This window comes from Limnohabitans planktonicus II-D5, from assembly GCF_001270065.2.
Lineage (GTDB): Bacteria > Pseudomonadota > Gammaproteobacteria > Burkholderiales > Burkholderiaceae_C > Limnohabitans_A > Limnohabitans_A planktonicus.
Window position 1 is genome coordinate 119957 of the sequence record NZ_LFYT02000002.1, and the last position, 26108, is coordinate 146064.

The 26108-nt window shown below is 63.1% G+C and carries 5 protein-coding genes (1 of these 5 cut by a window edge); all 5 read right to left on the reverse strand.

Going from position 1 to position 26108, the window contains the following annotated elements:
• Tightly spaced (each overlapping or abutting the next), the 5 genes in view from H663_RS22375 to H663_RS22395 form a layout consistent with a single transcriptional unit that may run on beyond the window.
• Positions 1 to 19037, reverse strand: the 5' end (the start) of a protein-coding gene (locus tag H663_RS22375; protein ID WP_053176080.1) for an LEPR-XLL domain-containing protein. It extends 23533 nt beyond the left edge of the window; only the first 19037 of its 42570 coding nucleotides appear in the window; it begins with the start codon at positions 19035 to 19037; the stop codon falls past the left edge of the window.
• Positions 19027 to 19917 carry a hypothetical protein gene (locus H663_RS22380; RefSeq protein WP_053176079.1) on the reverse strand — a complete coding sequence of 297 codons (891 nt, stop codon included), beginning with the start codon at positions 19915 to 19917 and terminating at the stop codon, positions 19027 to 19029. Before H663_RS22380 ends, H663_RS22375 begins: the two co-directional genes overlap by 11 nt.
• Complete coding sequence (locus H663_RS22385; RefSeq protein ID WP_053176078.1) at positions 19914 to 21998, reverse strand: preprotein translocase subunit SecA; 2085 nt, start codon at positions 21996 to 21998, stop codon at positions 19914 to 19916. Before H663_RS22385 ends, H663_RS22380 begins: the two co-directional genes overlap by 4 nt.
• The gene (locus H663_RS22390) at positions 21995 to 24169 is read right to left on the reverse strand and encodes a hypothetical protein (protein ID WP_053176077.1); all 2175 of its coding nucleotides are present in this window, start codon (positions 24167 to 24169) and stop codon (positions 21995 to 21997) included. Before H663_RS22390 ends, H663_RS22385 begins: the two co-directional genes overlap by 4 nt.
• Positions 24166 to 26106 (reverse strand): efflux RND transporter periplasmic adaptor subunit, encoded by a 1941-nt coding sequence (locus H663_RS22395; RefSeq protein WP_053176075.1) that lies wholly within the window; start codon positions 26104 to 26106, stop codon positions 24166 to 24168. The genes H663_RS22390 and H663_RS22395 overlap by 4 nt, the downstream gene beginning before the upstream one ends.
• Between the last annotated feature and the right edge of the window lie 2 nt (positions 26107 to 26108).

The following is a 26108-nucleotide window of genomic DNA, read 5'->3' on the forward strand; positions in this document are numbered from 1 at the left end:
CTGCCACCGGCCAGCAAGGCCACGGTGCCATCGCCCGCATCGATGCGCTCGAGCACGATGTCCTTGAGCACCTGCAGGCGCAAATGGCCTGCGGGTTTTTCGGTGTTGGCGCGTGCGGCCAGCACGATGCTCGCTTGGGCCGCTTGCAAGAAAGAACCACCGGCCTGCACCAGCAAATTGCCACTGTGGTGTTCGATGTTCGTGGCCGTGTCCTGCACGATGTCGCCAGCCGCTTGCAGGTGCAAGGTGCCCTCGCCCACCCGAATGCTGCGCTTGAAGTGGAGATCGCCAGTGGTCGACGCCATGCGCAAGACGCTGTCGGGGTCCGACGCCAAGGTCAAGTCCGTGTCCAGCGTCAGATCGCCGGAGGCCTTGAGCAAAATGCGGGCATCGCTGTTGACCTTCAGTGCCGTCAGGCTCAGATCGTCCACATCGTTGATCGCGATGGCTGAGCTCAAGCGGGTGTGGGTCGTGACCTCCAGGGTGTTGGCATCCATGCGCAGGGCCGCCATCAGCGTGCCCAGACTGCGCGGGTTGGCCAGATCGCCAGCGGTGCCGGCCGTCAGGCTGACCTTGTCGCCGCGAAGGTGCACTTGGCCCGCATCTTCCGCACGAGCGGACGCCAAAATGCTGCCGTCCAAAGCTGTCAACTGCACATCGCCCAGCGTGGACTGGACACTGGACAGCAGCAAATCGCCACTGACTTCAGCCAGCACCACATCGCCCGCCGCCTGAACAGTCAAAACACCTTTGTTCCAGCCATCGTCGCCAGGCAGTTTTTGCCCATGGTCACCCAGGTTGATGGTGAGTGCACCGGTGGTGCTCTGGATGCCGCCGCCCAACTCACCTTTGGTGCCTTGTGCCACCAGCCACATGTCCCCCGCGCTGCGCAAGAGCGCCAGGCCGGTCGCACCCACGCCGCCCTGGGCCGTGATGGCACCCGCGGCTTGCAAATGCATGCGGCCACCCGAGGTGATGCCGCTGACTTGCAAGTCGTTGTCGTTGCGCACACGCAGATCGCCCGCAGCGGCCAGCACCACGTCGCCCGAACTGTTGACCGCCACCACGCCCGAGGCGTCGATGTTCACGTCGTCCCAGACCTGCAAAACCAGGCTGAGCACTTCACGGCGGTTTTCCACCCACTGACCTTTGCGCACTTCGCGCACGCCATCGGTCGAAGCCAGCACGGGCACATCGCCCTTGGCCACTTCGGAGGCGTCCACCAGACGCCAACCCTCGAGGGCGAAGATGCTTTCGGTGGACAGGTCCAAGGTCCCCTCATCGCCCATCCACTCATAGCGCTGGTACTGGACCGAGACGATGTCCCGCGGAGAGGCCTTGGATATGGCGGCCAGCATGTAAGCGGGTTGCTTGTCCAGCTGGTCCGGGTTGATCACGGTGATGCGGTCCGTGGAGCGGCCAATGCCGCCTTCCGAGGATTGCGAAATCAGCGTGATGTTTTTCCCTTTCACATTCACCCGTTCAGGGCCAGTGGTCGCGGCTGCGGACGTGGCCTTGTGCGGGTAAATGGCAGCCATGAGGTCGGCAGACACCGGGTATTGGGCCAGTTCCTGGATGCGGTCGAGTGTGGGCAAGCCCGCCTTGGCCAGCTCGGTTTCGGAGAAACCGGCCTGGGCCATCTGCGCAGCCACGTCCGCAGGGTCCACGGTGCCGCGCTCGTAGGCGGCGTCCAGAATGGCGCCATAGCGCGCCTCCAGCTGCACGTCGTAATTGCCCACCGACAGGATCGAGACACTCGCGTCTTTCCAGGCATCGGGCGTGATCAGGCGCATGTCGCCTGCCGTTTCCTGCACACGGATGCTGCCTTGCGCACGGGCAGCCAGCCCGCCCTTGCCCATGACGGCACTGTCCACGCGGGCAACGATTGAACCGGCGCCCCCATCGAGCTGCACCGTGGCACCAAAAACCCGCGAGGTGAAGGTCGAGCCATTCAAGCCATGGAGAGCGTTGATGGTGATGTTGCCCGCCGTCAGCACCTGACTGTCTGAGCCGAAGGTGGCGGCCACCACTTGGCCGATCTTGATTTCGGCCTTGTTCTTGCCCGCGATCTCATGGACCGTGATGTTGCCCGTGGACTGAACGTTCAGGCGTCCGCGTGGGTCCGTCACGGTGAGGGTGATATTGCCTTTGGCCTTGATGCTGGGCAAGGCACCCACGAAGGTGACGTTGCCGGTCATCTCCATCGCGTCGGCGGCCAAGGAGATGGGGGTGAAGGGTTCTGGCTGGTCATCGTTGGCTTGCGCCAGCGGCGTGGCATCGCCAAAGTTGACGCTGCCTTTGAGCACCATCTTGCCCACGGTGGTGATGCTGATGCGAGGATCGCTGGGGCCTTGGGCCGTTTCAATCGCGACCGGCAGATCGGCCTTGAGGCTGTAGGTGTAGAAGTCCTTCAAGCCGGTGACCGTGGTCACCTTGGTGGTGATGGTCTTCTTGCGCAGCCAGCCGCCGCCCGTGGTGGTCGGGCCGTCGATGGTGATGTCCTCGTTCTGGTAGGTGCTGTCAAAACGGTCCAGGGCTTTCTTGGCCAGCCAGACCGTGCCGTCTTCCTTTTTCCAGGGGCTGCTGGCCGTGGCCTGGTAGGTGTAGACCCACTTGGACGCGTCAAAGGGGTTGGCCGTGACGCTTTCGCTGTCGAGCATGCGGGCGCCGCCCTTGAGGGTTTCGAGTTCTTTCCACTTGCTCTTGTCGCTGAAATCGGTCAGTGGGAAATTGACGGCGGCGTTGTCACCCACATACAGGTACAACTTGTTGTTGGACACATCGCGCACTTGCGACTTGTCCTTGACCATGTCCACAGCCGCGTTGCGTTTTTGTTCGTACTGCACAAACAAGTAATCGTTGCGGCTGAGATTGACGGCCAGCTCGGACTCCAGCAAAGGCGTGCCGTCGGTGAAGCGCGTGGTGGTCGAGTCGGCCTTTTCATCGGGCACCAGACCATCCCAGTCAAAGCCGAACAGGTTGAAACTTTCTTTCTTGTAGATCTGCAAGCGCGTGCTGGTCTTGGCCTGGCCTTCGGTCCAGACGTAGTAACGCCCCAGCGCAGGCTGGTAGCTCAGGGCATCGCTGGCGGACTGCACGACCGGGTCGCCCACAGCCGTGTAAGAGATGGACGAGACCGTGCCCGCCCCGTTGGCGGGCTTGAGCACACCCTTGCGTGTTTCCTGGGTGACCTGGCCGTCCTGGTAGGTGTATTTCTTTTGCTCCAGCGTGTTGCTGTCGGTGATGGTGATCACACCCACCCGGTTTTGCGACACGTCGATCTCGTCGACTTCCAGCGCAAAGTCGGTCTGGTTGTCGATCACCACCGAGGTGTAGCCACTGGCCACGCGCAAGCGACCATTGCCGGTGCTCAGGATGGTGCCCGTGAGGTTGATCTTGCCGCCCTGCGGTTTGATCGGGTTCAGGCTGATTTTCTTGCTGCTGTAGTCAAAGGCACCGGTGACCGAAGCCAAGCCGCCCTCACCAAAGCTCAGCCCTTTCTGGATGTTGCCCTTGGCGTCGGTGAAGCTCACCGATTCGGTCGGGTTGAAGTCTTTGCTGATGGTCAGCTCGATCTTGTCCACCCCGCTTTGCACCAGGCCGTCGATGTTCAGGTAGCGGGCATTGATGTTGACATCGCCCATGGCAAAGACCTTGGCGGACTTGGCCGTTGAGGTGATCGAATCCATCAAGGACTGCAGCCGTGCGTCGCTGGCGTTCAGGCTGAGCGATTTGGGCAGTCCGGCGTTGTTGAACACGCTCTGTCCAAACACGGCATTGAAATCCACGTACTGGCGCGGATCGCGGCCGGTGTGGTACCAGTCGTCGCTCGAAAGGTTGAAGTCACCGGTGGCCGCCAGCTCGATGGTGCCTGCACGCAACTCGCCGACCACGTTGATGCTGCCACTCCTATTGGTGAGTTTGAGCAAACCGTCTTCGTTGACGATGCGCCCCACCACCTTGATGTCTTGGGGCGCTTTGGGCAGCGTGAAATCCTTGAGCGAGGTGTACCAGCCTGTGGGATAGGCCTCTTGCGTGATGCTGATCACGCTGTCGCCCACGGCATCTTCAGGCGTCAGGGCCTTGGCGTTGAAATACACGGCCCCCGGGTTGAGCAGCACACGCTTGCCGTCCACCATTTCGGTGCCACCGGTCTTCTGAATGCCGATGTCGTTGATCTCCAGACCAAACGGGGTCTTGTTGACCACGGTGATGTTGGCCTCACCATGCGCCACCAGGCGTTTGGCGTCGATGGCGGTCTTGATGGCCGCTTGCGAAGCGGTGTCCGCCTTGATCGAGATCAGCCCGGCCGAGGCCAGGATGGAAGGCATGCGCAAGGTCAGCACGTCAAAGCTGTCGCGTGCCGACACCGCGCCTGTGGCCGCATCGGTTTCGCTCAGGCCGAGCTTGCTCATCTGGTCATTGATGGTGGTCAGCAGCGCCTGGTAACGGGCAATCGCTTCGGCATTGCCTGCATGGCTTTGCATCCAGCCGAGCACCTTGGCGCGGTCTTCAAACAGCTGGTTGGCCACGTTGCCGTAAATCAGCTTGGGCAAGGCCAGGTCTTTGGGCTTGACGATGTAGAAATCGTCGCTCAGCGCCAAGGCAAAGGCTTTGCCCTTGTCACTGCTCAAGACGTCCAGCTCACGCCAGCCTTCGGATTCGCCATAAGTGGCGATGCGCGGGTCAAAGCTGATGCCTGCGCCCATGCGCTGGTACCAGCGGCCATCCGAAGTGCGCACGGTGTGGCCTGCAGCCACCGTCAGGGTGGTCTCGTTGCCGGTCAAGGTTTGGGTCGGTGAGATCACTTCCCAACGCTTGGTGTCGGTGTAATCCTCTTTTTCCAGCACCAGGTTTTCTTCCACGGTGGGGCCACCTGCGGGGATGAAACGGTAGGCCTGGCCGGCCACACCTTTGCCAAACGCCCCTGGCACCACCTCGACGATGGCACCGTAGCTGACCGACAAGGCCACGTCTTCCAGGTCCAGCGCAGCGTAGTGGTACTGCTGAGCGATATCGAGCCCCAGCGCCAGTTTTTCAGCGTCGGTCAGGTCTGTGCCTACACGGTCAGAAGCCAGTTTGGTCTCGTTGTTGACTTCATAAGGCAGCAACTGGACCAGTGTTTTGTAATTGATGCCGGCTTCCACCGTGACCTGATCGCCCAGGCGCACGGTGTTGTTGCTGTCCACATCTTTGTGGAGCACCGAGTCCAAGGGGAAAACCACCGGGAAAATCAGTGCTTTGCCTTGTGCGGTGGCCCGCTTGTCCTCGCCCACGCCGGGCTCGGCCAGCATGACCACATTGCCCACGGAACGGATTTTGGCCTTGCCGGTGACATCAATCAGGTTGTTTTCAATGACTTTCGAGGTGGCAATGGGCACGCCCACACCCCAGGCCAGCATGGTCATGTCTGCCTGCGCGGTGGTGCCCAGCACGTTCGATGCGCGCGCGCGGTCTTGCCCGGCGTACAGCTGCACCTCGTTGCCCAACAGCTCCGAGCCATTGAGTTGGATGGTGTTGTCCGACTGGAGCGTGGAGGTGGACAGCGAAGTGCCCAGGGCATACATGGACACCGACAGCACGTTGGCACCCGCGGTCAGGTCGGCATCGGTGCGAGTGGACAGGTTCAGGTCACCGCTCAAGTTGCGCAGCTTGGCCGTGCCCACCTTGATGTTCGAGACCATCTCGGAGGTTTGGTTGACGATGGCATTGGACAGGTTCAGCCCGCCAATGGCGTCAATGCGCACTTTGTCGGTGATGTCGGCCTGGGTGTACGTGGACACCGTGAAATTGCCGGTCTTGCCTGCCGCTGCAGACACCGTCATCTCGGTGCCATCACCGATCGAGACTTGCGCGCCGTATTTCTGGCCACTCTTGCCGATTTCGGTGGTGATGCCCAGCGAGGTCAAAGCGCCCAGGCCGCCTGCGCCCGATCGCAGCGATTCACCGCTGGCCGAATACTTGTTCTTGTCGGCCTGGTTGTCGGCCCGGATGGTAATCGTGCCGGCCACGATTTTGCCGTTTTTGCCAATGGCAACATCCGAGGTGCCCGTGAGCAAAGTGTCCATGGTGGCACCACTGCCAGCCAGCAAACCCACGGCCACGTTCAGGGCGGTGGCATCAAAGCTTTGCGTGCGGGTGGACCAGATGTTGAGCAAGCCCACGCCCAGATCGGCCTTATCCCCGATACCCGCACGCGTGGTGCCCACAATTTCCAGGCTGGAATACGCGCCCGCAGCCCCCAGGAACAAACCGCCCGAAGAGGCGTTGGAGCGTTGGAACACCTCATCACGCGCGCTGGCCGTGAGGTTCAACACGGCCGCAACCACTTTCACATCGTCGCCCAGCTCGGCAATCACGGCCCCGGCATCCCGGGCCTTGACCGAGGACATGCCCATGGACGCACCCGAAGACACGCTGAGCGCCGCACTGCGCGCATCGGCCGTCTGGTTGGCGGTGGCCGATATGTCCACCTTGCCCGTGAGCAAATGGGCGTTGATGTCGCTGTTGCGCACCGAAGCCTTGACTGTTGGCGTGAGCGTGTTTTCTGCCGCAGTCCCTGCGGCAGCGGCGGCCACCAGGCCAAAGCTGGCAGCGGCGGCGTTGACTTCGGCCTTGGAGATGGATTCACCCAGGGCTTTGACGGTGAGCGTCTTGCCCACCGTGATCTCGGTTTTGCCCGACTCGGTGGTGCTCAGCTTGTCCGCGCCACTTTGGTCAATCAGCGATTGCGTGACGGTGTTGATGGTGTTGAAGGCATGCGCCCCCCCACCAGCGACCGAGCCGCCAATGCTGGCGGCCACGGCTACGGCCACGGCGGTCGAGGACGAATCGATCTTGGCTTTGTCGTAGCTGTTGACCGTGATGCTGTCGGCCGTCTTGAGCAAGGCCTTGTCCACCAGCGCGGTGATGGTGCTGTTGATCTGGTTGTCGGCCAAGGACACGGACAGTGCCACGGAAGCGCCTGCAGCGCCAAAAGAAGCCGCCACCGAAACGGCAGTGACCGTGGTCTTGATGGTCGAGCGGTCTTGCGCGTCCACCACGATGGCGCCGTCCACATCCACCCCTTTGCCGGTGGTGTTGGTGATGGCGGCCTGCGTCTGCGAGCCCACCTGGTTGCTGGCGGCAGCGCCCGCGCCGCTCAGCGCCACGCCTGCAGCCCCGCCGCCTGCCAGGGCCACCGAGCCCGAGACAATTTGCGATTCAATGGTTTGCGCGGTGTCCGCCTTGACGCTCAGGTCCAGCGTCAGCGTGTCATCGTCCAGCGCCGTGATGGACGCGTTGTTGACCGAGGCGATGATGCGGTTGGCCGAGGTGCCCACGCGCTGCTTCCACTTTTTGGTGTCGGCGTAGTCCTGGACCAGGATCAGCTCCTGCACCTTGCCGTCCTTGGTGGTGGCTTTCAGGGTCTCAGAGCCGATGTATTCGTAGACCTCGTTGGCGCGGGGCCCTGAATTGGCCGCCAGGCGAATCAAATCGCCCTTCTTGATCTGCGTGGGTTTGCTGGTGCCCGAGGTGTAGGTGACCTCACCGTCAAAACCTTCGGGGTCATAACCGATGTAATTGCGCGCCAGGGCCACGCCAATCGAGGCCCCCACACCGGCCGAGCCGCCCCCACCCACGCCCAGCGAGGCGGAAATGATCAAGGCCGTGATGCGGTTGGTGGCCTGCGCGTTCACGCTCACGTCGGACGCTGCGCGGATGGCGCTGTCGTCCACCTTGGCGAACACATCGCCCAGGATCACGTTCAGGGCAGACGCACCTGCGCCACTGACGCCCACACCAGCAGCGCCACCAAAACCGGCGCCCACCGAAGCGGCCCAGGCCTTGACGGTGATGCTGGCACTGGAGCTGCCTTTGACATCCACCGTGCCCTTGGCCTCAAGCTGCGCGCCGCGCAAGCTGGCCAACACCACGGTGTCGATGATGTTGCGCGCCAAAGACACACCAATCGAGACGGCCACACCGGCCGAGCCGCCAAACGAGGCGGCAATGGAGGCCGCGCCCGCATGGGCGTCAACGCGTGAATCGTCGTCGGCCAGGATGCTGACGTTGCGCACGGCGATGCGGCTCGGGCATGTGCCCGACGCCGTTTCCGTGTCTGCACCGGCCTGAATGCGCATGCCGATCTGGTTTTGCGCCCACACGCCCGAGCCACTGGCGGCCACCCCGGCGGAGCTGCCCACCCCCACAGCGGCAGACCCGGCCACCACCAGCGCCGAGATGGTCTGCTGGGAGGCCGCTTTCATCTTCAGGTCACCCTCCGAGGTGATGCTGGAGTCGATCACCAAGGCGCGGGTGGTCGCAATGGCCGCGTCACCCACGGCGCCAAAGCCTTCCTGACCAATCAGGTTGCGGGCCACGGACACGCCAATCGAGGCACCCACACCGGCTGCGCCACCGCCTGCCGCAATGGCCGCAGACAGGGCTGCAATGCGCGAAGAAATCGAGGCGTCGCTGTGCGCCTGGATCACCACATCGCCCTTGGCCACCACTTTGGCTTGGCGCAACACGGCATCGGTCGAGCCCATGACCGAGTTGATGGCGACTGCACCCGCGCCCGAGATGGCCACCGCATTGCCACCGCCAAAACTGATGGCGGCCGAAGCGGCCACCGAGGTGGCATTGATGGCATTGCGCGTGATGGTGAACTGGCCATCATCGGTGCGGGTCAGGGTATAGGCCCTGCCCGCGCCGTCGTGGATCATCCAGCGCTGACCGGCTTCGATCATGGAAATGTCGAGCACCGGCTTGACCTCTTCCCAGTTTTGGCTGTCCAGGTAATTGGTCTTGGACAGGTCCAGTTCCAGCTTGTTCTTGCCTATGTAGCGGTACACCACACCGGCGATGCCCCCGGCCTTGTGCTGGTCGGCCACTTGCACGGTGTAGCCCTTGCGCATCTCGGTCTTGTCAGCCGTCACCCGCTTCCAGCGGTCCGTCTTGGTGAAGTCCTCTTTGGTCAGGTCCAGCTTGCGCTCGGTGGTGCTGATGTAGCGGTACACATGGCCTGCCAGTGCGCCACTGGCCACACCCACCTGGTCGTCCTCTTGGATTTTCTGAGGCGTGGCCTGGCTGCTCAGGTAATCCCACTTCAGACCCGCCGTGCTCTTGTACAAGGCATCCGGGCGCATGGTCTCGATGCTGGACAGCTTCAAGCCCAGATCCAGCAAGGTGTTGCTGATCAGGGCCAGACTGGCCTCATCGGTGAATTCGGTGGCCAACTCCCAGCGGGCGGTGTTGGCAAAGTTTTCTTTCCAGAGGCTGATTTCTTTTTCAGTCTTGTCCTCTTGCCACAGGTCGGAGTCCTTGAAGTCGGCATCGCGCAAATCCATCGGTTGCCCATTGCCTGAGCCGATGTATTTGTAAATCTTGCCCAGCAAGCCGCTGTCTTCGTAGTTGCTGTCCACCCGCACGCGCTGATCTTGCGAGATCAGAACCTTGCCATCGGCCGTGCCAAAGTTCACGGCCCCGCCAATGAAGCGGTAGACCTTGCCCACCTGGCCACCTGCGGTGTGCAGCGCATCCACCCGCACGGTGTAGCCCGCACGCAGGGTGCGGGGGTCCGCCGTGACATCCTTCCAGTCCTTACCGTTGACATAGTCCTGCTTGGACAGGTCCAGCGTCGTGCCAAAGTCACCCAGATACTCATAGATCTCGCCGGACGCCAGACGAACGCAATCGAAGGGGTTCAGCTTGGTGAGCCCTTCGGTGCTCAGGTAGTCCCATGGGTACTGACCCGATGTGCTGGTGTAACTGGTTTTTGCGCCCGCATTGGCGGCGCTGTTGAGCATGTCGGCGGTGACGCCCTTGGCTTGCAGGGCGCTCCATTGGCCGCTGAGCAGTTGCACGCCGCCCGAGCGGGCGTCCACCGTGACTTGGCCGTCGCGCGCCTGCAGGTCCACCAGACCCACATTGGACAGCACATCCCCTTCGATGCTGTTGAAGGCCAGCGACAAGCCGATTGAGACCGAAATGGCCGAGCCGCCCGACAAGGAGGCGGACAACGAGGCCGCCCCGGCCATGGCGTCGATGGAGCCCTGGTTGCGGGCCGTCACGCTGACACTGTCGGCCTGCACCTTGCGGGCCGTGCCGGTGCCACCGATCAAGGCTTCCAGCCCAGAGTTGATGCGGTTTTCCGCATACACCCCCGCCGCACTGGCCGAGATGGCGTTGCCACCTGCAGCGCCCACGGCCGCCGAGCCCGTGCGCACATTCGCCTCAATGAAAGAGCTGCCCGAGGCATCCACCTGCAAAAGCCCGGCGGCATTCACGCTGGCCGAATCGATGCGTGCACGGGTCGATGCCTTTTTAGGGGTGTAGCTGAGCACACGCCAGACACCCGCATCGCTGTAGTTCTGGTTGATCAGGTCGATCCCGTCCTTGTTGCTCAGGGTGTCGCCCAGGTACTCGTAGACCTCTTGGGTCAGCACGCCGGTGTCCTTGAGCACTTTCTTGCCCTTGAGCAACTCGGTCAGCTTGTTGACCTTGTTGTAGGCTGAAGCTTTGTAGTCGTGGGTGGTGTCCACCACGTCGGCGCCCATGATGTTTTTGGCCACCGACACGCCCAGCGAGACCGCAGGCGCAGGGGCACTGCCCGCCACCGACACCGCCGCAGAAATGGTCAGCACACGGGCGATGATCTCGGCGTCGTTGAGCGCCTTGATGCGCACATCGCCGTTTTTCCCGGCAGCGCCCAGGGTTTCCAGCTCAATGTTGCTGAGGTAGGCATCGGCCAGGCCATTGATCAGGTTGAACGACAGGGTTGCACCGCCCGAGACGGCAGGCCCGCCCTTGGGGCTGGCGGCCACCGAAATGGCCGTGGCGGTGCCTTCGCTCACGATGGAGGCGCTGCGGTCCACCGAAATGCTGACATCGCCGCCGATGCTGGCCTTGGGTGTTCCTGAGGCAGAACCACTCAGGTAGGCCAACACGTTGTTGTCCACCTCGTTGCGCGACATGGCAAAGCCCACAGAAATGGACACGCCCTTGCCATCTTTGGACACCGCCACAGAAATGGCAGAAGCACTGACCTTGGACTTGATGCCGGTGGTGCCTTTGGCCTCAATGCTCAAATTGCCCGCCGCCTTGAGGCTCGGGGTGTTGGCCATATAGGCCTTGGTTTGCGCATTGAGCTTGTTCATGGCGACCACCGGGGCCGCCGAAATGCTGATGGCGTTGGCCTCGCCCGGTTTGCCGGTCTCTTCGTTGGCATCCGGGCCGAATTCGGCGTTGATGGCCAAGGCGGAGTTGGCGATTTCCGCCTTGACGGTGCCAGAAGAGATGGCCGTGACACTGACGGACCCTGCGGCATCCACCGCCGTGCCATCGGTCCAGGCCAGGGTCAGCAGCGTTTGCGGGCTGGTGTAGTCGCCGCCGCTGAAGGCGTCCTTGATGAAATCCCAGACGCTGTTGGGTTGGTAGCCAATGGTGTTGAAGGCCAGGGCCACGCCGACCGAGGTCGTGGCAGAGACTTCACTGGTCACTGTCGCATCGATGACCGATTCGTTGCTGGTGGCAATCCGCACAGAACCGCCACCCGTGGTGCTCAAGCTGCCCCCATTGACCCAGGCCTTGGCACTGCCCAGCACAGTGTTGGTGGCCACCACGGCGTTCAAACCCAAAGAACCCGCCGTCACGCTGCTGGTGTCTTCGGCGTTGACTTCAGAAGATTCGGTGGCGCGCACGATGATGTCGCCATGGGCACTGGCCTGCACGCCATCCAGATAGGCATCGACCACCCCGCGCAGGTCATTGCGCACGACCAGTCCACCGAAACCGGCGGACACACTTTGATCGCCCCCACCCAGTTTGGATTTGGTCAAGGAGTCAATCACCTCGCCCATCACCTCAAACCCGGCTTTGGCTAGGCCTTGGGCATCCCAGGCGATCCAGTTTGCAGAGTTTTCGTAGTCCTCCTTGCCCAGGTCAATCGGTGTGCTCAAGCCCCCCCAAACCCGCAGATACTTCTGCCCTGCTTGGCCCAGCACCTTGCGCCACTTGCTGGCATCGGTGAAGTCCTGCGCTTCAAAATCCACATTCAAAAGGGGTTCGGTGCCCAGATATTCATAGCTGCTGCCATAGGTGCCGCCGCCCACACTGCGCAGCAACTCCACCCGCTGACCTTTTTTCATGAGCTCGGGCATGTCGCTGGATTTGTAATCCGCTTGCGCGATCTGAACCACCTGGTTCACGGTGACGAGCTGGGTGCCCGAGCGGTCGGTGAAGGCCACATTGAACGCACCAATCTGATCGGCCGCGAGGTTGACCACGCTGCTGCCCAGGGTGTTGCTGGCTTCAGGCACGATCTCAGCGGTGGACTCAATGCTGGCTTTATCTGCTGCACTGACCCTGAGCCCACCGCCTTTGGCCGCCAATTTGCTGGAGCCCTTTTCCACAAAAGCCGTGGATTCGCTGCTGACCAAGTTGCTGCTGAGCACAAAACCAAGACCCACCTTGATGCTGCTCAAGCTCTGGGCGGTCTTGAAACCCTTGAACTTTTCCATTTTTTTCTGGTTCAACAAACCCTGCGCCAGGCCATCGGCCGAGCTGGTTTTGTTGCTGACCAGGGCATCAATGCCCGATGTGGTGAGCGCATCGATGGTGATGGCCCCGGCCGATTCGATGCTGGAGCCAGTGACCGAGGCACGCGAACGTGAGGGGTCTTCGGTGCCGATCTGGCTGCCCACGAAGGCTTCCTTGCCCAAATTCCACACCGAATCGGCTTTCCAGCCCACGGTGTTGAACGCCATGGTCAGGCCAATGGAGGAGCCTTCGGACATGGTCATGCTCTTGTTGATGGCATGGATGGTGGCGTCTTCATTGGAGACCACCTCCACATCACCGCTCAGGGTCAAGACCTGACTGGCTTCAATGTCTGCCAACGCTTGGGCCATGACCGTGTTCAAAGCGATCACGCCATTGGCGGCCAGGCCGCCCCCCATCAAACTGCCGGTGGAGGTGGCCACACTGTCGATGTAGGCTTCAATGACCGATTCGTCTGTGGAAGTCACCGACAGCGCGCCCGCTGTCAGATCTACTTTGCGAAGCAGGGCCACGGCCTGGCCATCGACGACGTTGCGCGAAACCAGGCCCCCGAATGAAGCCCCGCCAAACAGCGACACATTGGAGACCATGTTGGCAATGTCCCCCATGAAGGACGGGTAGTTGCGGCGCAACTTCAGATCGGAGGACGTCAGGTCTTGTGCATCCCGGCCAAAGGTGACTTTCCACAGCGTGCCGCCTCCCGCGGCGGGCACTTGCTGCACGAGCACCGACAAACCAGTCGCACGGAAGGCTTTGAGGTCTGCGTCCTGGGCACCCAAAATCGCGTCGCGCAGCTGTGCTGACGAGGCCTCTGCCACGATGCCTTTGGCCGTGTAGGTTTTGCCCTTGTAGCTGAACTGCAGGTCAAACTTCTGGTCCGACTGCTGGTCCTTCAAGGCCACGTCATAGATGTTGCCCACCGCGGCTTGTCCAGCTTGTGTCGTATCGCTGACGATCTTCAGGCCCTTGGACAGATGGATGGCGCGCAGCTGCGCACGGTCGCCCTCGAGGGCATAGCTGACGGTATAGGTTTGGTCGGTGCCACTGCCTGCGGTGACCGTCAAAGCGTTTTCGGCCAAGGCCTGGCGCAATGCGGCTTGAATCAGCAAAGCCTGATCGGCCCTTGTGGGCGCGGCCATGCCCTGGCGCAGCGTGGCCGTTTGCACGGCCAGATGTTTGGCACCGGTCGAGGTGAGGACTTTGGCCTGGATTTGGCCGATGTTTTGCCCCACCAGGGTGCCTGCCAGGGTGATGTCAAAACCCCAACCGGCCACTTGCTTGTCTTGCACCGTGACCTGCACGTTGCCCACGCCCAGCCAAGTTTCCAGCAGGGCTTGCAATTGAATGGCGTTGCCCAGCGCCGTGTCGTCGAGCATCAAGGTTTGGGCATCTTGGCCCGCCAAAGAAATTTCCAGCGTGGACTCTGCGGCATCGGCGGCATTGACCAGGGTCAGGGTCTGCACTTCGGCCTGGGGCTTGCCCAGGCTGAGCAGCTGGATCGGACCGGTTTCCACGTCGCCCACAGCCAAACTGAATGAACCGCCGGGTGTGGCGGCCGGGGTCACGGTCAGGGTCTGCACCTCAGCCTTGCCCATGGAGCCCACGCTCTTGGTCTTGATGTCCGTCCACGATTCGTCAGAAGTCGCACGCGTGTAAAGGTCCACCACCTGCAAGGCATCCTTGCCCAAGCCCAGCAAAGAACCGGCCACACCTTCGGTCATCGCCGAGGGGTCTTCCTGGAGCCAGTAGCCCTCGTCGCTGTAGTCTTGCGCACCCAAATCCAGGGACACGGTGTCGCCACCCATGTAACGGTAGACCGCCCCACCCTCGCCGCCTTCGCGGTAGTTCTCGGCCACGCGCACTTTGCTGCCAAACTTGATGCTTTGGGTGCCGTCCCCACTGCCGTAGTCAGCGCTGATCGAGTTGTTGGCGCCGCTGCTGCGGTCACCGCTGCCCGACTTGAGCAGACTTTCTGCCTGCACATTCGGGGCATTGCTGGCATGGATGCTCAGGGCGCCGCCCACACTGGCCTTGCCCGGCACGCCGGACACCGCAGAGCGGGCGTCGAGCATGTCGGCCTGCGCCGAGCTGGCCACCAGGTTGGAGCTCATCACCAGCCCCACCGACGCGGAGGTCATGGTGCCCGAGGATGAGTTGTCAATGTGGGCTTTGAGCGTGGCCGCCAGGGCCGCGTCCAGTGTGGCATCACCGGCCACCGTCAGCGCGGTGTTGCGGATACGGGCCAGGGCATTGAGCGGGTCTTGCGTGCCTTCGTTGTTCAGCAGTTTGCTCACGGTGAGGTCGGACAGTTTGGGCGTTTTCCAGCCCATGCTGTTGTAGGCCGACAAAACGCCGACCGAAGCCAGGCTGCCGCTGGCGCTGGCCGTGTTGTCGGATTCAATCGCCGAGCGGTTGTTGGCCAGCACGGACAGATTGCCCTGACTGACCAAATCGCTGTCGGTGATGGTGGCATTGAGTTTGCCCAAGATCACGTTGGTGGCAATCAGGCTGTTGACCGCAATGCCGCCCAGCCCGGGCCAGGTGTCGCCGGCGGTGGACGCAGACCCTGACAGGATCGAGCGCACGATGGCCTCATTGGCCGCATCGACAGTGACGTTGCCGCCCGTGGACAGGTCCAGGTCATCGAGTGTGGCGTTCACGTTTTGCGACAGGAAGTTGCGCACCACGGTGCCGCCCACGGCGGCCAGCCCGCCGGTGCTGGCCAGGTCCACCGAGGCGTCAATCTTGGAGCGGTCATCGGCCTGCACCGTGAGGTTGCCCCCCACCCGCAGATCGAGCACCTGGGTGCGCCCGTCCACCGGTGTGGCCTGCGCGGCTGTGCCGATCCAGGCGTCGGTGCGGGTGCTGATGCGGTGCGTGGCCGTCACATAACCGCCACCGCCAAAGAAACCCGCATCGTTGTCAGCGGCAACCCGCGCCAATTGGGCGGCCTGCATGGTGGCCTTGACCGTGAGATGACCGGCGGCCATGACGGGGGCGTTGATGATCCCGGCCAGCGTTTCGAGCGACTTTTCGGTGCCCAGATCGGGCGAGGAGTAATCGCCGCGTGAGGGCTTGTTGAAGGCCATGCCGTCCCAGCCCATGACGTTGAAGGCCAGCACCATGGTCTTGGAGCCGCCACCACTGACCGAGGCCTGGTTGTTGGCCTGGATGCTGCTTTGGTTGCTGGCCTTGATGCTGACATCACCGGCCGTGTCGATGCGTCCACCTTGCACCAGGGCCGTGGTGCCACCCAGGATGGTGTTGAGGGCCATGACATCGCCACCCGCCCCGAATGAGCCGACGATTTTGCCTTTGAGGGTGGCATCAATGGCTTGCGAACTCTCGGCCTGCACACGCACGCCCGCACCGGTCGAGATGCTGACCTGATTGAGTTTGGCGTCAGCACGGTGACGCACCTCATTGCGCGCGCCCATATCGCCTGTGCTCACGTTCCCCAGGATGGCCAGCACGCTGGAGCTGGTGAATTTGGAGGCGTCTTTGGCATCCACACTCAGCAGCCCGCCCACGTAGTGCTGGGTGCTGCTGTCCGTCATGTTGATGCGGGCCTCAGCCTGCGCCTGGCTGGCGTTTTGTGCCAGGATCGCGCTCAGCTCGGATTTCGTCAGGCCACTCGTGGCACTGGCCGTGATGGACAAATCGCCCAGCAAAGCCAATGCCCCGCCCACCTCGATGGTGCCGTCTTGCAGCAGGGCCGAGACCTTGTAGGCCTCACTCGTGGGTTGTTCGGCCTTGAGCAGATCATCCAGGGAACCTTTGAGCACACCGCTGCTGGCTTTGCCGATGCGGTTGTAGGCCAGCGCAATGCCGTCGGCATCGCGGTAGTTGAGCTGGTTGTCGGCCGTGAACTTGGCCTGGCTGCTGGCCTTGAGCGACACATCACTTGCGGCCTTGAGCTGAACCCTGTCCACAAGGGCTTGCACCGAACCCGTGAGCCAGTTGGTGGTGACCGAGCCCTCATGGGCCAAAGCCGAGTCAACGGTGAAAACCTGCTCGCCATCGGCCTCCAAAGTGCCTGCACTCTTGGCTGTGATGGTGGCGGTGTCCAGCGCCTGCAGTTGGAGCGAACCCACATCCACCGAGGTGGTGTCGATTTTGGCCAACAAGGTGCGCGTGAGGTCGTTGAGCACCAGACTGCCACTGGCGCTCGTTTGGGCATAGCTCAAGCTGCCCACCGAGGCATTGACCGTGCCAGCGTCGCTGGCCGTCACAGTCACCGCACCACCGGCTTGCAGCTTCTTGTCATTTTTGGAGTCACTGATGCGGGCTGTGGTGTCAGAGCGCAGCCGATTGGCCGCCACCAGACCGGTGGCCCCCACTTTGAGCAGCAAGGCCGCTGCGGCTTCGGAGCCAGTACCGGCCAACAGGGCGCCGGTCAGGGCATCAAGTTGCAGATTGGATTGGGCCTCCAGCGAGACGGCATCCTTGGCCGTGACGTTGCTGTCGCGCAAATTGGCCTGCACCAGATACGCGGAGCCGACCCCGGACTCGCCACCACCTAGTTTGGACAGCGACAGGGTGTTGCCGCTTTCCTCGCTCCAGCCGACCACGTTGCGGGCGTACGAGGACTCTTGTTTGTCCAGGCCCGTCCAGACGCTGGCCTGCATGGCCCCGGCAGGCGCGATGGCCTTGATCTTGGCCTGCGCAGAAGCGCCTGCAGCCAAACCGCCCGACAGCGTCAAGGTCGAGGCGTTGATATCGAGTTGCACCCCGCCATTGAACTGGTTCCAGGCGCGCTGGGCTTTGACGTCCACCCATTCATTGATCTGCCCCGATGAAATCGGACCGAGTTCACTGGCGCTGATCTTGGCGTTCAGGATTTGCGCGCCTTTGGCATAGGCCCACACGTTGGAGGCATCGACATTCGAGCTGTCGATCTGGCTGCTGACCTGGGCGACCACGAGGTTACCGGCCTGCGACACCCCCAGAGTGCCATCCCCCGTGAAGTCAACTTTGTAGCCACCGCCTGTGGCGCTGAAAGTGGCCGCATCCAGCGCGACCGCCGTCACAGCGCCTGAGGTCTTCACATTGGCGGATTTGAGCAAGCTGCTGGTGGCGGTGTCACCGGTGTTGAGCGCCGTGCGCCCAATGCTGGTGTAGGTGGACCGGTCCATGGCCATCAGGTCAAGGCGGGACAGGTCCAGATTGATCTCATTTTTCTTGTTGGGGTCCGAGTTGGGGGTGTTCACCAACACGCCCACCCGGTTCTTGATCGTGTTGGCCTGTGCGCCATAGGGTGAGGCCACCATCTGGCCATACACCCCGCCACTGGCGCGGTCACCGGTATAGGCGCTCACGCTCAAGCTGGGCGCAGCTTGGCCGTCGGCCGCACGCACCACCACAGAGCCCGTGCCATCGCCCACATCGGCGAGCACCGAACGGTCCAGCTTGATCGTGCCATTCACCCGGGTGGGATCTATCGTGTCCTCGGCCGAGTTGCCGGACATGCCCACCACGCCCCGCAGCTGCGTCAGGCCACTGGCTTCGACCAGCACCTGGGGTGCGCTGTCGCCGCTGCGGGCAGCGATGACCACCTGGGCATTGCCCAGCAAGGCGGCATGGCTGCTTTGTGTGGCGCTCAAGGCCAACAAACCACTGCTCACGCCCGAGAGTTCGGCCACCAGACGCATGTCGGTGGTAGCGATCACCTGCAAGCCAGCGGCGCTGACCGAGCCCTCTTTGCCCACGCGCGCATCCGCATTGGCCGTGGCGCTCAAGGACAAATTGGCCGTGCTGCCGCTCAGCACGCTTTTCATGTCCACCGCTGAACGTGCAGACAAGGTGACCAAGCCCTTGGTCACCAGCGCGCCTTGCACATCCACCAAGCTGGTGACGCTGGCGTCGGTCGAGGTGCTGGGCGTTTGGGTGATGCTGGCCATGGCCAGGAACACCACGTCGCGCCCGGCAGTCACGGTTTTGCCTTCGGACACCACGATGCTTTCGGCATCCACGCTCAAGGCGGCACCGCCAAGGTGGGTGTTGTCAAAAATCACCCGGTCCACACCCGAGCCACCCCGAATGCCGAAGAAATTCACCGGCTTGGCGAACACCAGGTCATACAGGCTGTCGCTGGCGACCTTGATGCGGCCATCTTCCAGGTTGCTCACGCGCACGGTGTCGCTGCCCGCGCCCAGGTCCAGCATCAGGCCATTCACGCCCTGCCCCAATTTCATCAGGCCATCGGCCTCCCAGGTCAGCAAAGCGGCATTCTGGTCAATGTCTTTGCTCAAATCGATGATCTGGGCAGACAGGGCATCGGCAGACATCAGGGTGTCGCGCTGGCTGTCTACGGCAGTGCCAGCACGCAGGTCCAGCACCACGTTGTCGGCCGTGACGGGCGTGACGGTCTTGTTCAGTTGCAGCAGCGGCTCAGCCGACAGCAGCACCCTCTCTTCGAGCTTTTCGAGCTGGACCCTGTTTTTCTTCAGGGCGAATGGGGGCTTGGTTATTTTTTTGGTTTTGTCACGACTCATAGAAGCCTCCTGCTGCAAGCGCTTGACGGGCGTCATCGCGTCCGGCATCACAATAAAAAGTCACGAAAGGTTCGCCCCGGGCGTCCACGCCCGCTGCGATCCATCCCAGGGGCCGATGACCCATTTTTGAAAACAACAATTCGTGGGCCGTCCGGTCGAGTGACCAGGTGCCTAAAAGTGAAGCAACCACGGGCCACAGATCGCCCATGTGCAAGCCGCTGTCGTGCAAGCGCACGCAGCAAGACCCTCTGTCAGAGGCTTGCTCGGTCACGGCCCAATATTCAAAACCGTTCCAGTCCGGGCGCTGCGCCAAAGCCTCGCGCACGGCAAAGTCGGCCACCGCATAGGCCGGGTGTGCCACCTCGGGCACGCCGGGCAGGGTCTGCAAAAACGACAACAAGTCGCTGGGCTGGATCTTGATGCGAAGGTAATCGGAGATGCGGGTGGAGACATCGTCAGCGCTGCGGGCATCGGTGCCTACACGCCACTTGTAGCCGCGCATCACGATGCCTTGCGCCGGGGGGCGCTGGTGCGCAGAAAACTCCAGATAAGCGCGGCGCTCCACGCCGTGCGGCCCCATGTCGGCCGCCAAAAGGATTTGCCGGGCCTCGGGGGCATAGGCGTCAAACGACTGCGCCATGGCCCCGGGCATGCCGATGCTGCTGGACAGCCCGGCAATGCGGGAGCGGGCCGCGCCCTGCACCGCAAAGCCCAGCAGCAGGCGGTCAGCCCGTGCGCCCGAGGGGCTGATGCGGCACGACACTTCCCAGCCAGAAGACGACAGCCCTTGGCTTTCTTGCAGCATGCAGTTCAGGGCCGAGCCATAGCGGCGGGCATGGGGTGATTTCGCTGTCCAAGGCCAGGCCATGTAGGGGCTCATGCCGGGCCTCCTTTGCGGCGACCGCCAAAAGGCAAGGCCGAGGCCATCCAGTCGTCAGAGCGCAGCACGGACCAACGGCGCAAAAAGGCTTGGCGCTCGGCGCGCTTTTGAACGCGGCGAAATGCCCAGGCCGCCACCCGGCTGCCGAGGGACGGGCGGGCCGACGCCTGGTGCCCTGCCCCCTGGCGGCTGGACACCATCAGCACCAAGCGCCGCAGGCCTTGGGACATCAGGCGCTGCACCAATTCGTCGGCCAGGCACAGATACACCGACACGCTGCCCGGGTCGCCCTGGCGGCCGCAGCGGCCCGCCAACTGCCGGTCAATGCGCGCCGAGTCGTTGCTTTCGGCCACGATGACATGCAGGCCACCCGCCTCTGCCACGCCCTCGCCCAGGCCAATGTCGGTGCCGCGACCGGCCATGTTGGTGGCAATCGTGACCCGGCCCGGCGCTCCGGCCTGGGCCACGATGTCCGCTTCCTGGGCGTGGGCCAGGGCATTGAGCACGCTGACGGGACACTGGGCCGCTTGCAAATGCTCGGCCAAAAGCTGGCTGCTGGTGATGCTGCGCACCCCGACCAGCACCGGCCTGCCCTTGGCACGTTCGGCCAGCACTTCCTGCACCACAGCGGCCCACTTGTGGGCAGACTGCTCGACCAGCACAGGCGCGCGGTCAATCGTCTGGCGCGGGCGGTGCGTGGGGATGCGCACCACCTGTAAGCCGTAGACACGCCACAACTCGCTGGCCGCTTCCCAGGCGGTGCCTGTGCTGCCCGACAGTTTGCGAAAGCAGCGGAAAAAAGCCTGAAAACTCATCTGCGCCAGCGACTCGTTGGGGGCGGTGATGGCAAGGCCTTCACGCGCCTCGATGGCCTGGTGCAGACCGGCCGTGAGGGTGCGCCCGGGCGTCATGCGGCCTGTGAACTCGTCGAGCAAAACCACCTCGCCGTCTTGCACCACATAGTGCTGACCGGGCTTGTGGAAGTGGCGCACCATCAGGGCCTGCCGCAAGAGCTCTTCACGCCGGGGCGCTGGACGCCACAGATCGGCCAATGGCTCGGCCTGACTGGCCAGGCGTTCACGGGCAGACGGCAAAAGGGTGATGCTCTGGCTTTGGAGCGTGATGCTGTAATCCGGGCCCTCTTGCAGCGTGTCGGCCAAAGCAGACACCAGCAAGACCGCCTCGGACAAACCGCTGCTGGCGCGCGGTGCCGACAAAATCAGCGGCGTGACGGCTTCGTCGATCAGGATGCTGTCGGCCTCATCCACGATGGCCGTGTGCAAGCCGCGCACCAAAAAACGGCCGTCCGCAGCGGCAGGCCGCTCGGGATGCAACCAGTGCGCAAAGGCCTGCTGGCTCAGCTGCTCTGGTGTGCCCGGCCCCAGTTGGTCCTTGAGGTGATCGGCCAGCAACTCTTTGGCGGTCAGGTACACCACATCGGCCCCATAGCGGGCGGGCCGGTCCTGGGCGTCCAATTCACCAAAGACAGAGGCCACCGTCAGGCCGCAGCCCCGGTAGAGGGGCGTGAGTTTTTCGGCGTCGCGTTGGGCCAGGTAATCGTTGGCCGTGATCACATGGCAGGCACGCCCGCTCAAACCCGCCAGCACACCGGCCATGCCCACCGTGAGTGTTTTGCCCTCGCCGGTGGCCATCTCGGCGAGCAAACCCCGGTGTATGGCCAAGGCCCCCATGAACTGCACGGCATAGGGCTTCAGGCCCAACTCACGCCAAGCCACCTGGCCAAGCGTGGCCAGCACCTCAATCAGCTGGCCTTTGGCCTGCTGCGGGTCCAGGCGCATGCAAACGCCTGCCTGCTGCACGCGAGCGTGCAGGTCTTGCGGCGACACACCGTCGAGCGCGTTACACGCCTTGAGCGCGGCCTGGGCCTGTTGTGCCAGGGGCAGTTGGGCACTGCGCCAGCGCAGCCAATGCCCTTGCAGGCCATGAAAAAAGGCATCCAGTCCTTCGGGCAGCTTCTCCATGGGCGCGAGCGAACTGGCCCGCGCCAGCACCGGGGCGCGGTCAGCCCAAGGGGCTGCAGACTGGGGCAACAAAGTGCCAGGCAGTGCCGCCATGTTCATACGCGGAACTTCCTCTGGAAGAACTGACGCAGCTTGCGCTCCCACTGCACCAGCAAGGGGCGCTTGGACAGCGTGATGCGCATGGTGCCAATGCGGCCATGGACGAAGACGGGCGCGTCACGGCCTGCGGCATCAACCTTGAAGCTCGACTCGATGCGGAAAAACGGCTCTGCCGCTGTCAAACCATGGGGGTCCGAAGGGGACACGGCCAAATCGCCCCCACCGGCCATGCCCAGCGCCTTGGAGGGCAGCTGGCCTTGTTCAAAGGGCATGACCGAGGTGGCGGCCACCGGGATGTTGATGCCCTCTTGCCCGCGCAGGCGCACCTCGGTGCGGGCAATGCGGTCATCGAAGACATGGCTGGCCACTTGCGGCAAGACCGCCACAAAACGCCAGCGGTCTTCGTTGACGATGGTGCCCACGGCCGCGCCCCGGGCCATCCATTGGCCGTGGCTGGCGTCCAGCTCACTGGCGCTCCAGATGCCGGTGATCGGCGCACGGATCAGCTGCGCCGCTTGCCGGTAATGCAAATCGGCCAGGGTTTGCTCCACCGCGTGCAATTGACGCTCGATCGCGCTCAAATCGGTCGAGTGCCTGGAGATGGCCTGGATTTCCTGCGACAGGATCTGGTCGCGCTGCATTTGGGCACCCCGAATGTCAAAGGCCAGCTCGGGGTGGTGCAGGCGCACCAGGGGCTGCCCCGCTTGCACCACGGCACCCGGCCGGGCCAGCAGTTCGGTCATGAAGCCTTCGGTTTCGGTGTGCAGCTGGCGCGACTGGACCGCTTCGACCACGCCCGTCACGCGGATCTGGTCAGGCACGGGCACCGCCCCCAAAGTGCCCAGCACCAGCACCGACAGCCCGGCCGAAATCGCCACCGCCTGGCCCCGCTGGTAACCCAGCTGCGGGTTGCTGTGCAAATACTTGATGAATTTGTACAAGGGCATCACCGCCGCGGTGAAGAACAGCACCACCGCCAGAAGAACGCCCAGATCCAGGTACTCACCCGCGATGAAAAAAATGATCGTGGACATGAGCAGCAGCCAGTACACGATGCTGGCCACGCCGTACAGCGGCAAAAAAATGGCCTCGCGGCTCGTGCGCGCCGCCGCTTGGGCGTTGGTCAAGCGCAGGATGTAGCGCTCGGCCAGGTAGCGCATTTGCTCGCGCGAGCGTTGGTACAGATTGGGCATGTCCACCAGATCGACCAGGATGTGGTAGCCGTCAAAGCGCAGCAAGGGGTTCAGGTTGAAGAACACAGACGAAACGCTGGCCACAAACATGATGTCGTAGGCCAGCGCATTGAGCGTGCCGGGCGCCGTGTGGGCCCACAGCATGGCGGCGCAGGCGGCCAGGGCCAACTCGGCCACCACGCCCGAAGCTCCGACCAGCACCCTTTGCCTGCGGCTGCGAAAACCCCAGGCGGCGGTTGCGTCCACATAGGGAATGGGCGCAAAAAACAGCAGCATCACGCCGATCTTGTGGACCTCGCCGCCAAACAGCTTGCACACCGCCGCATGGCTGATTTCATGCAGCACCTTAGACAATAAAAAGCCCACATACAGCAGCCCCAGATTCGAAGGTGCCAGCAGACCGGCCGATTGGTCAAACAGGTGGTCGGACTCTTCCATCACGGCCTTGGCACCCATGAACAGCAAGGCGGCATACACCACAAAGCCCCAACGGCTGTAGACCACGCGGATCGCGGGCATGGCTCTGGCCAGCAGGCGGTCCGGGTCAAACAGGGGCAGCTTGATGGACAGGAATCCCATCATCAGTGCCCACATCTCGCGTTTTTTGCGCTTGGAAAAGCGCTCAAACAAACTCGCCTGCGAATCGCCCCGGTCGTATTGCAAGAGGTTCGACAAATTGAGCTGCCCCAACAGCTGCACGACTTCTTCCTGGGTGAGCGCACGGTGCGCGTCGTGCGCCAGGCAGTCGTTCCAGGCTTCGTCCACGGTGCGGCCATCGGTCAGGCGGCACAAAAAGGCAAAGGCATCGGGCGAGACGCGAAACCATTCGTTGCTGAATTTGTCGCGCAACACCACCCAGGGCTGACCCCCAAAAGTTTGCCGATGGGAAGCCACGCTGGTGCGCAGGTGCGCGCGCACCCCCGAGACCCGGTGCCAGGCGTCGCTGAAGGTCTTGCCACTGGCCTCTTCAAGACTCATAACCAGAAGAACTCCCGCAAGAAGCGCACCGTGCGGTGCGTCAGCACCCAGATCAGGCTGCGGTCACCGGCCTCCAACTTGGCGGTGCCGCCCATGCCGGGACGCCAGTCGGGCTTGAGCCCGCCCGCCACCTGGGCGCGCGCCAGATAAAAGGTGCGGCCATCGCGGTGGGTGGCAGCCGGGTCAATGCGCGTGAGCGTGATGCCGTAGCGCTCTTGCGGCCGTCCAACCAGGGCAAATTCGCCTTGGCTGCCGACCCGCACCTCGTGGATGTGAATCTGGTCGATTTCCAGCTCGACGTAGCTTTGTGTGGTCTGGGCCAGTTTGAGCAGCAAATCGCCCTTGCGCACCGGCGCGCCCAGGTTCTTTTTGAGGTCGCCTTCGATGACCACCCCGGCATAGGGCGCACGCACCTGCGCGTTGCCCAGCTGGTAACGGATCATGTCCAGTCGCGCCGCCGACTGCTGCTGGCGGGCCGCGGCAATCTGCATGTCGGCCAGCTGCTGGGCGGCCATGGCTTTTTCCGATTCACGGGCGTGGCGCGCCAGCTCGGCTTCTGCCATGGCGGCCTCCAGGCTCAGGTCGCGGGTGTCCAGCTCGACCAAGATGTCGCCCGAGGCCACCTGATCGCCGACGTTGACGTGCACCTTGCGCAAATAGCCGTCAAACGGCGCAGGCATGAAGAGCAAATCCTGGCTGCGAATGGCCAGGCTGGCATCGACCCGGTAAGCCCAGGGCAGCATGAACAGCACACACAGCAGCACCACCGCCGTCACGCCTGCGAGCTTGAGGGCGCTGTGCTTGGGTTGCAAAAATGTGCGGGCTTGCTGGGCCAGCGCATGCCACCAGCGCGCACCAAACCAGCGGTCTTGTGCATGCAGTGTGACCAACCAGCGTGAAACCGACTCGCCCATCAAGCGCAGCTCCCACAGCTGCGATTCGCTGAGCGATGCGCTTTGGCCCTCCAGGCAAAGCACCGCGTCCACGGTTTCACCCCGGGTCAAAGGCACGGTGCTCAGGTAAGGCACAGCCAGCGCGTCGGCATAGGCCTGGTGCGCGCGCAGGACCTGCCCCACGTCTTTGGGCGCGGGGTACAGCAGCACCCGGTCTTGCTCGAGTGCTTCTTCCATGGCCGCTTCCAGCGCACGCGAAGCGGAGGACTTGGCATCGAAATTTTCAACATGGCTCACTGCCACCAAGCGCACGTAATGGCCATCCACCCAGCCCAGCGACACGCGGGTGCAGTCAAAACGCAGGGCCAGTTCATTGCACAAGGCCATGGCCAGCGGCATGAAGCGCGACTCCTGACTGAGCGCAATGCTCAGGCGCAAGATGTCGTGCAGGCGCTCTGCGCGGGTTTGCACATCGGCCTCGCTGTGTGCAGGGGCCACTGAATCTGCCGTAACGGCCGAACCGGGTGCCGGGGCGGCTGCGGTCTGCAAAGCCTTTTGAGCCGCCAGCGCCTGCGCACGCGACTGGCTTTGCACGCCAAACAATGCGGGAATGGGCGCAGCCAGTGCCGCCCAGGCGCACAGGCCGTCTTCTTCCCACTCGCGGGTGTCCACGTCGAGCGCCACCACGGCAAACACCGGGGTGCCCGGATCGGACGGTGCCATCATGACGAGCGCCAGTTCATCGGCCTCGTTGCATTGGGCATGGGGCAGGCCGTCCTTGACCTGTTCCACCAGGAGCAAGGTCCAGTCGGCGTCACCCGGTGCGTCTGCGCCTTGGGCCGGCCACTGGGCACGGGCCTGCCAGGGACGGCCCACGGCCGAGGTCAAGAGCAGCACGCGCCGGGCCGTCAAGGCTTGCGCCACGGCCTGCAGGTACAAGGGCCAAAAGGCCTCCAGAGGGCCGTCAAAATGCGCCAGCGCAGCCAGCCGGGCACTGGCCTGGGTGGCGGCGTTGGAGCGGGTCAACACGGCATCATGGCTCATGG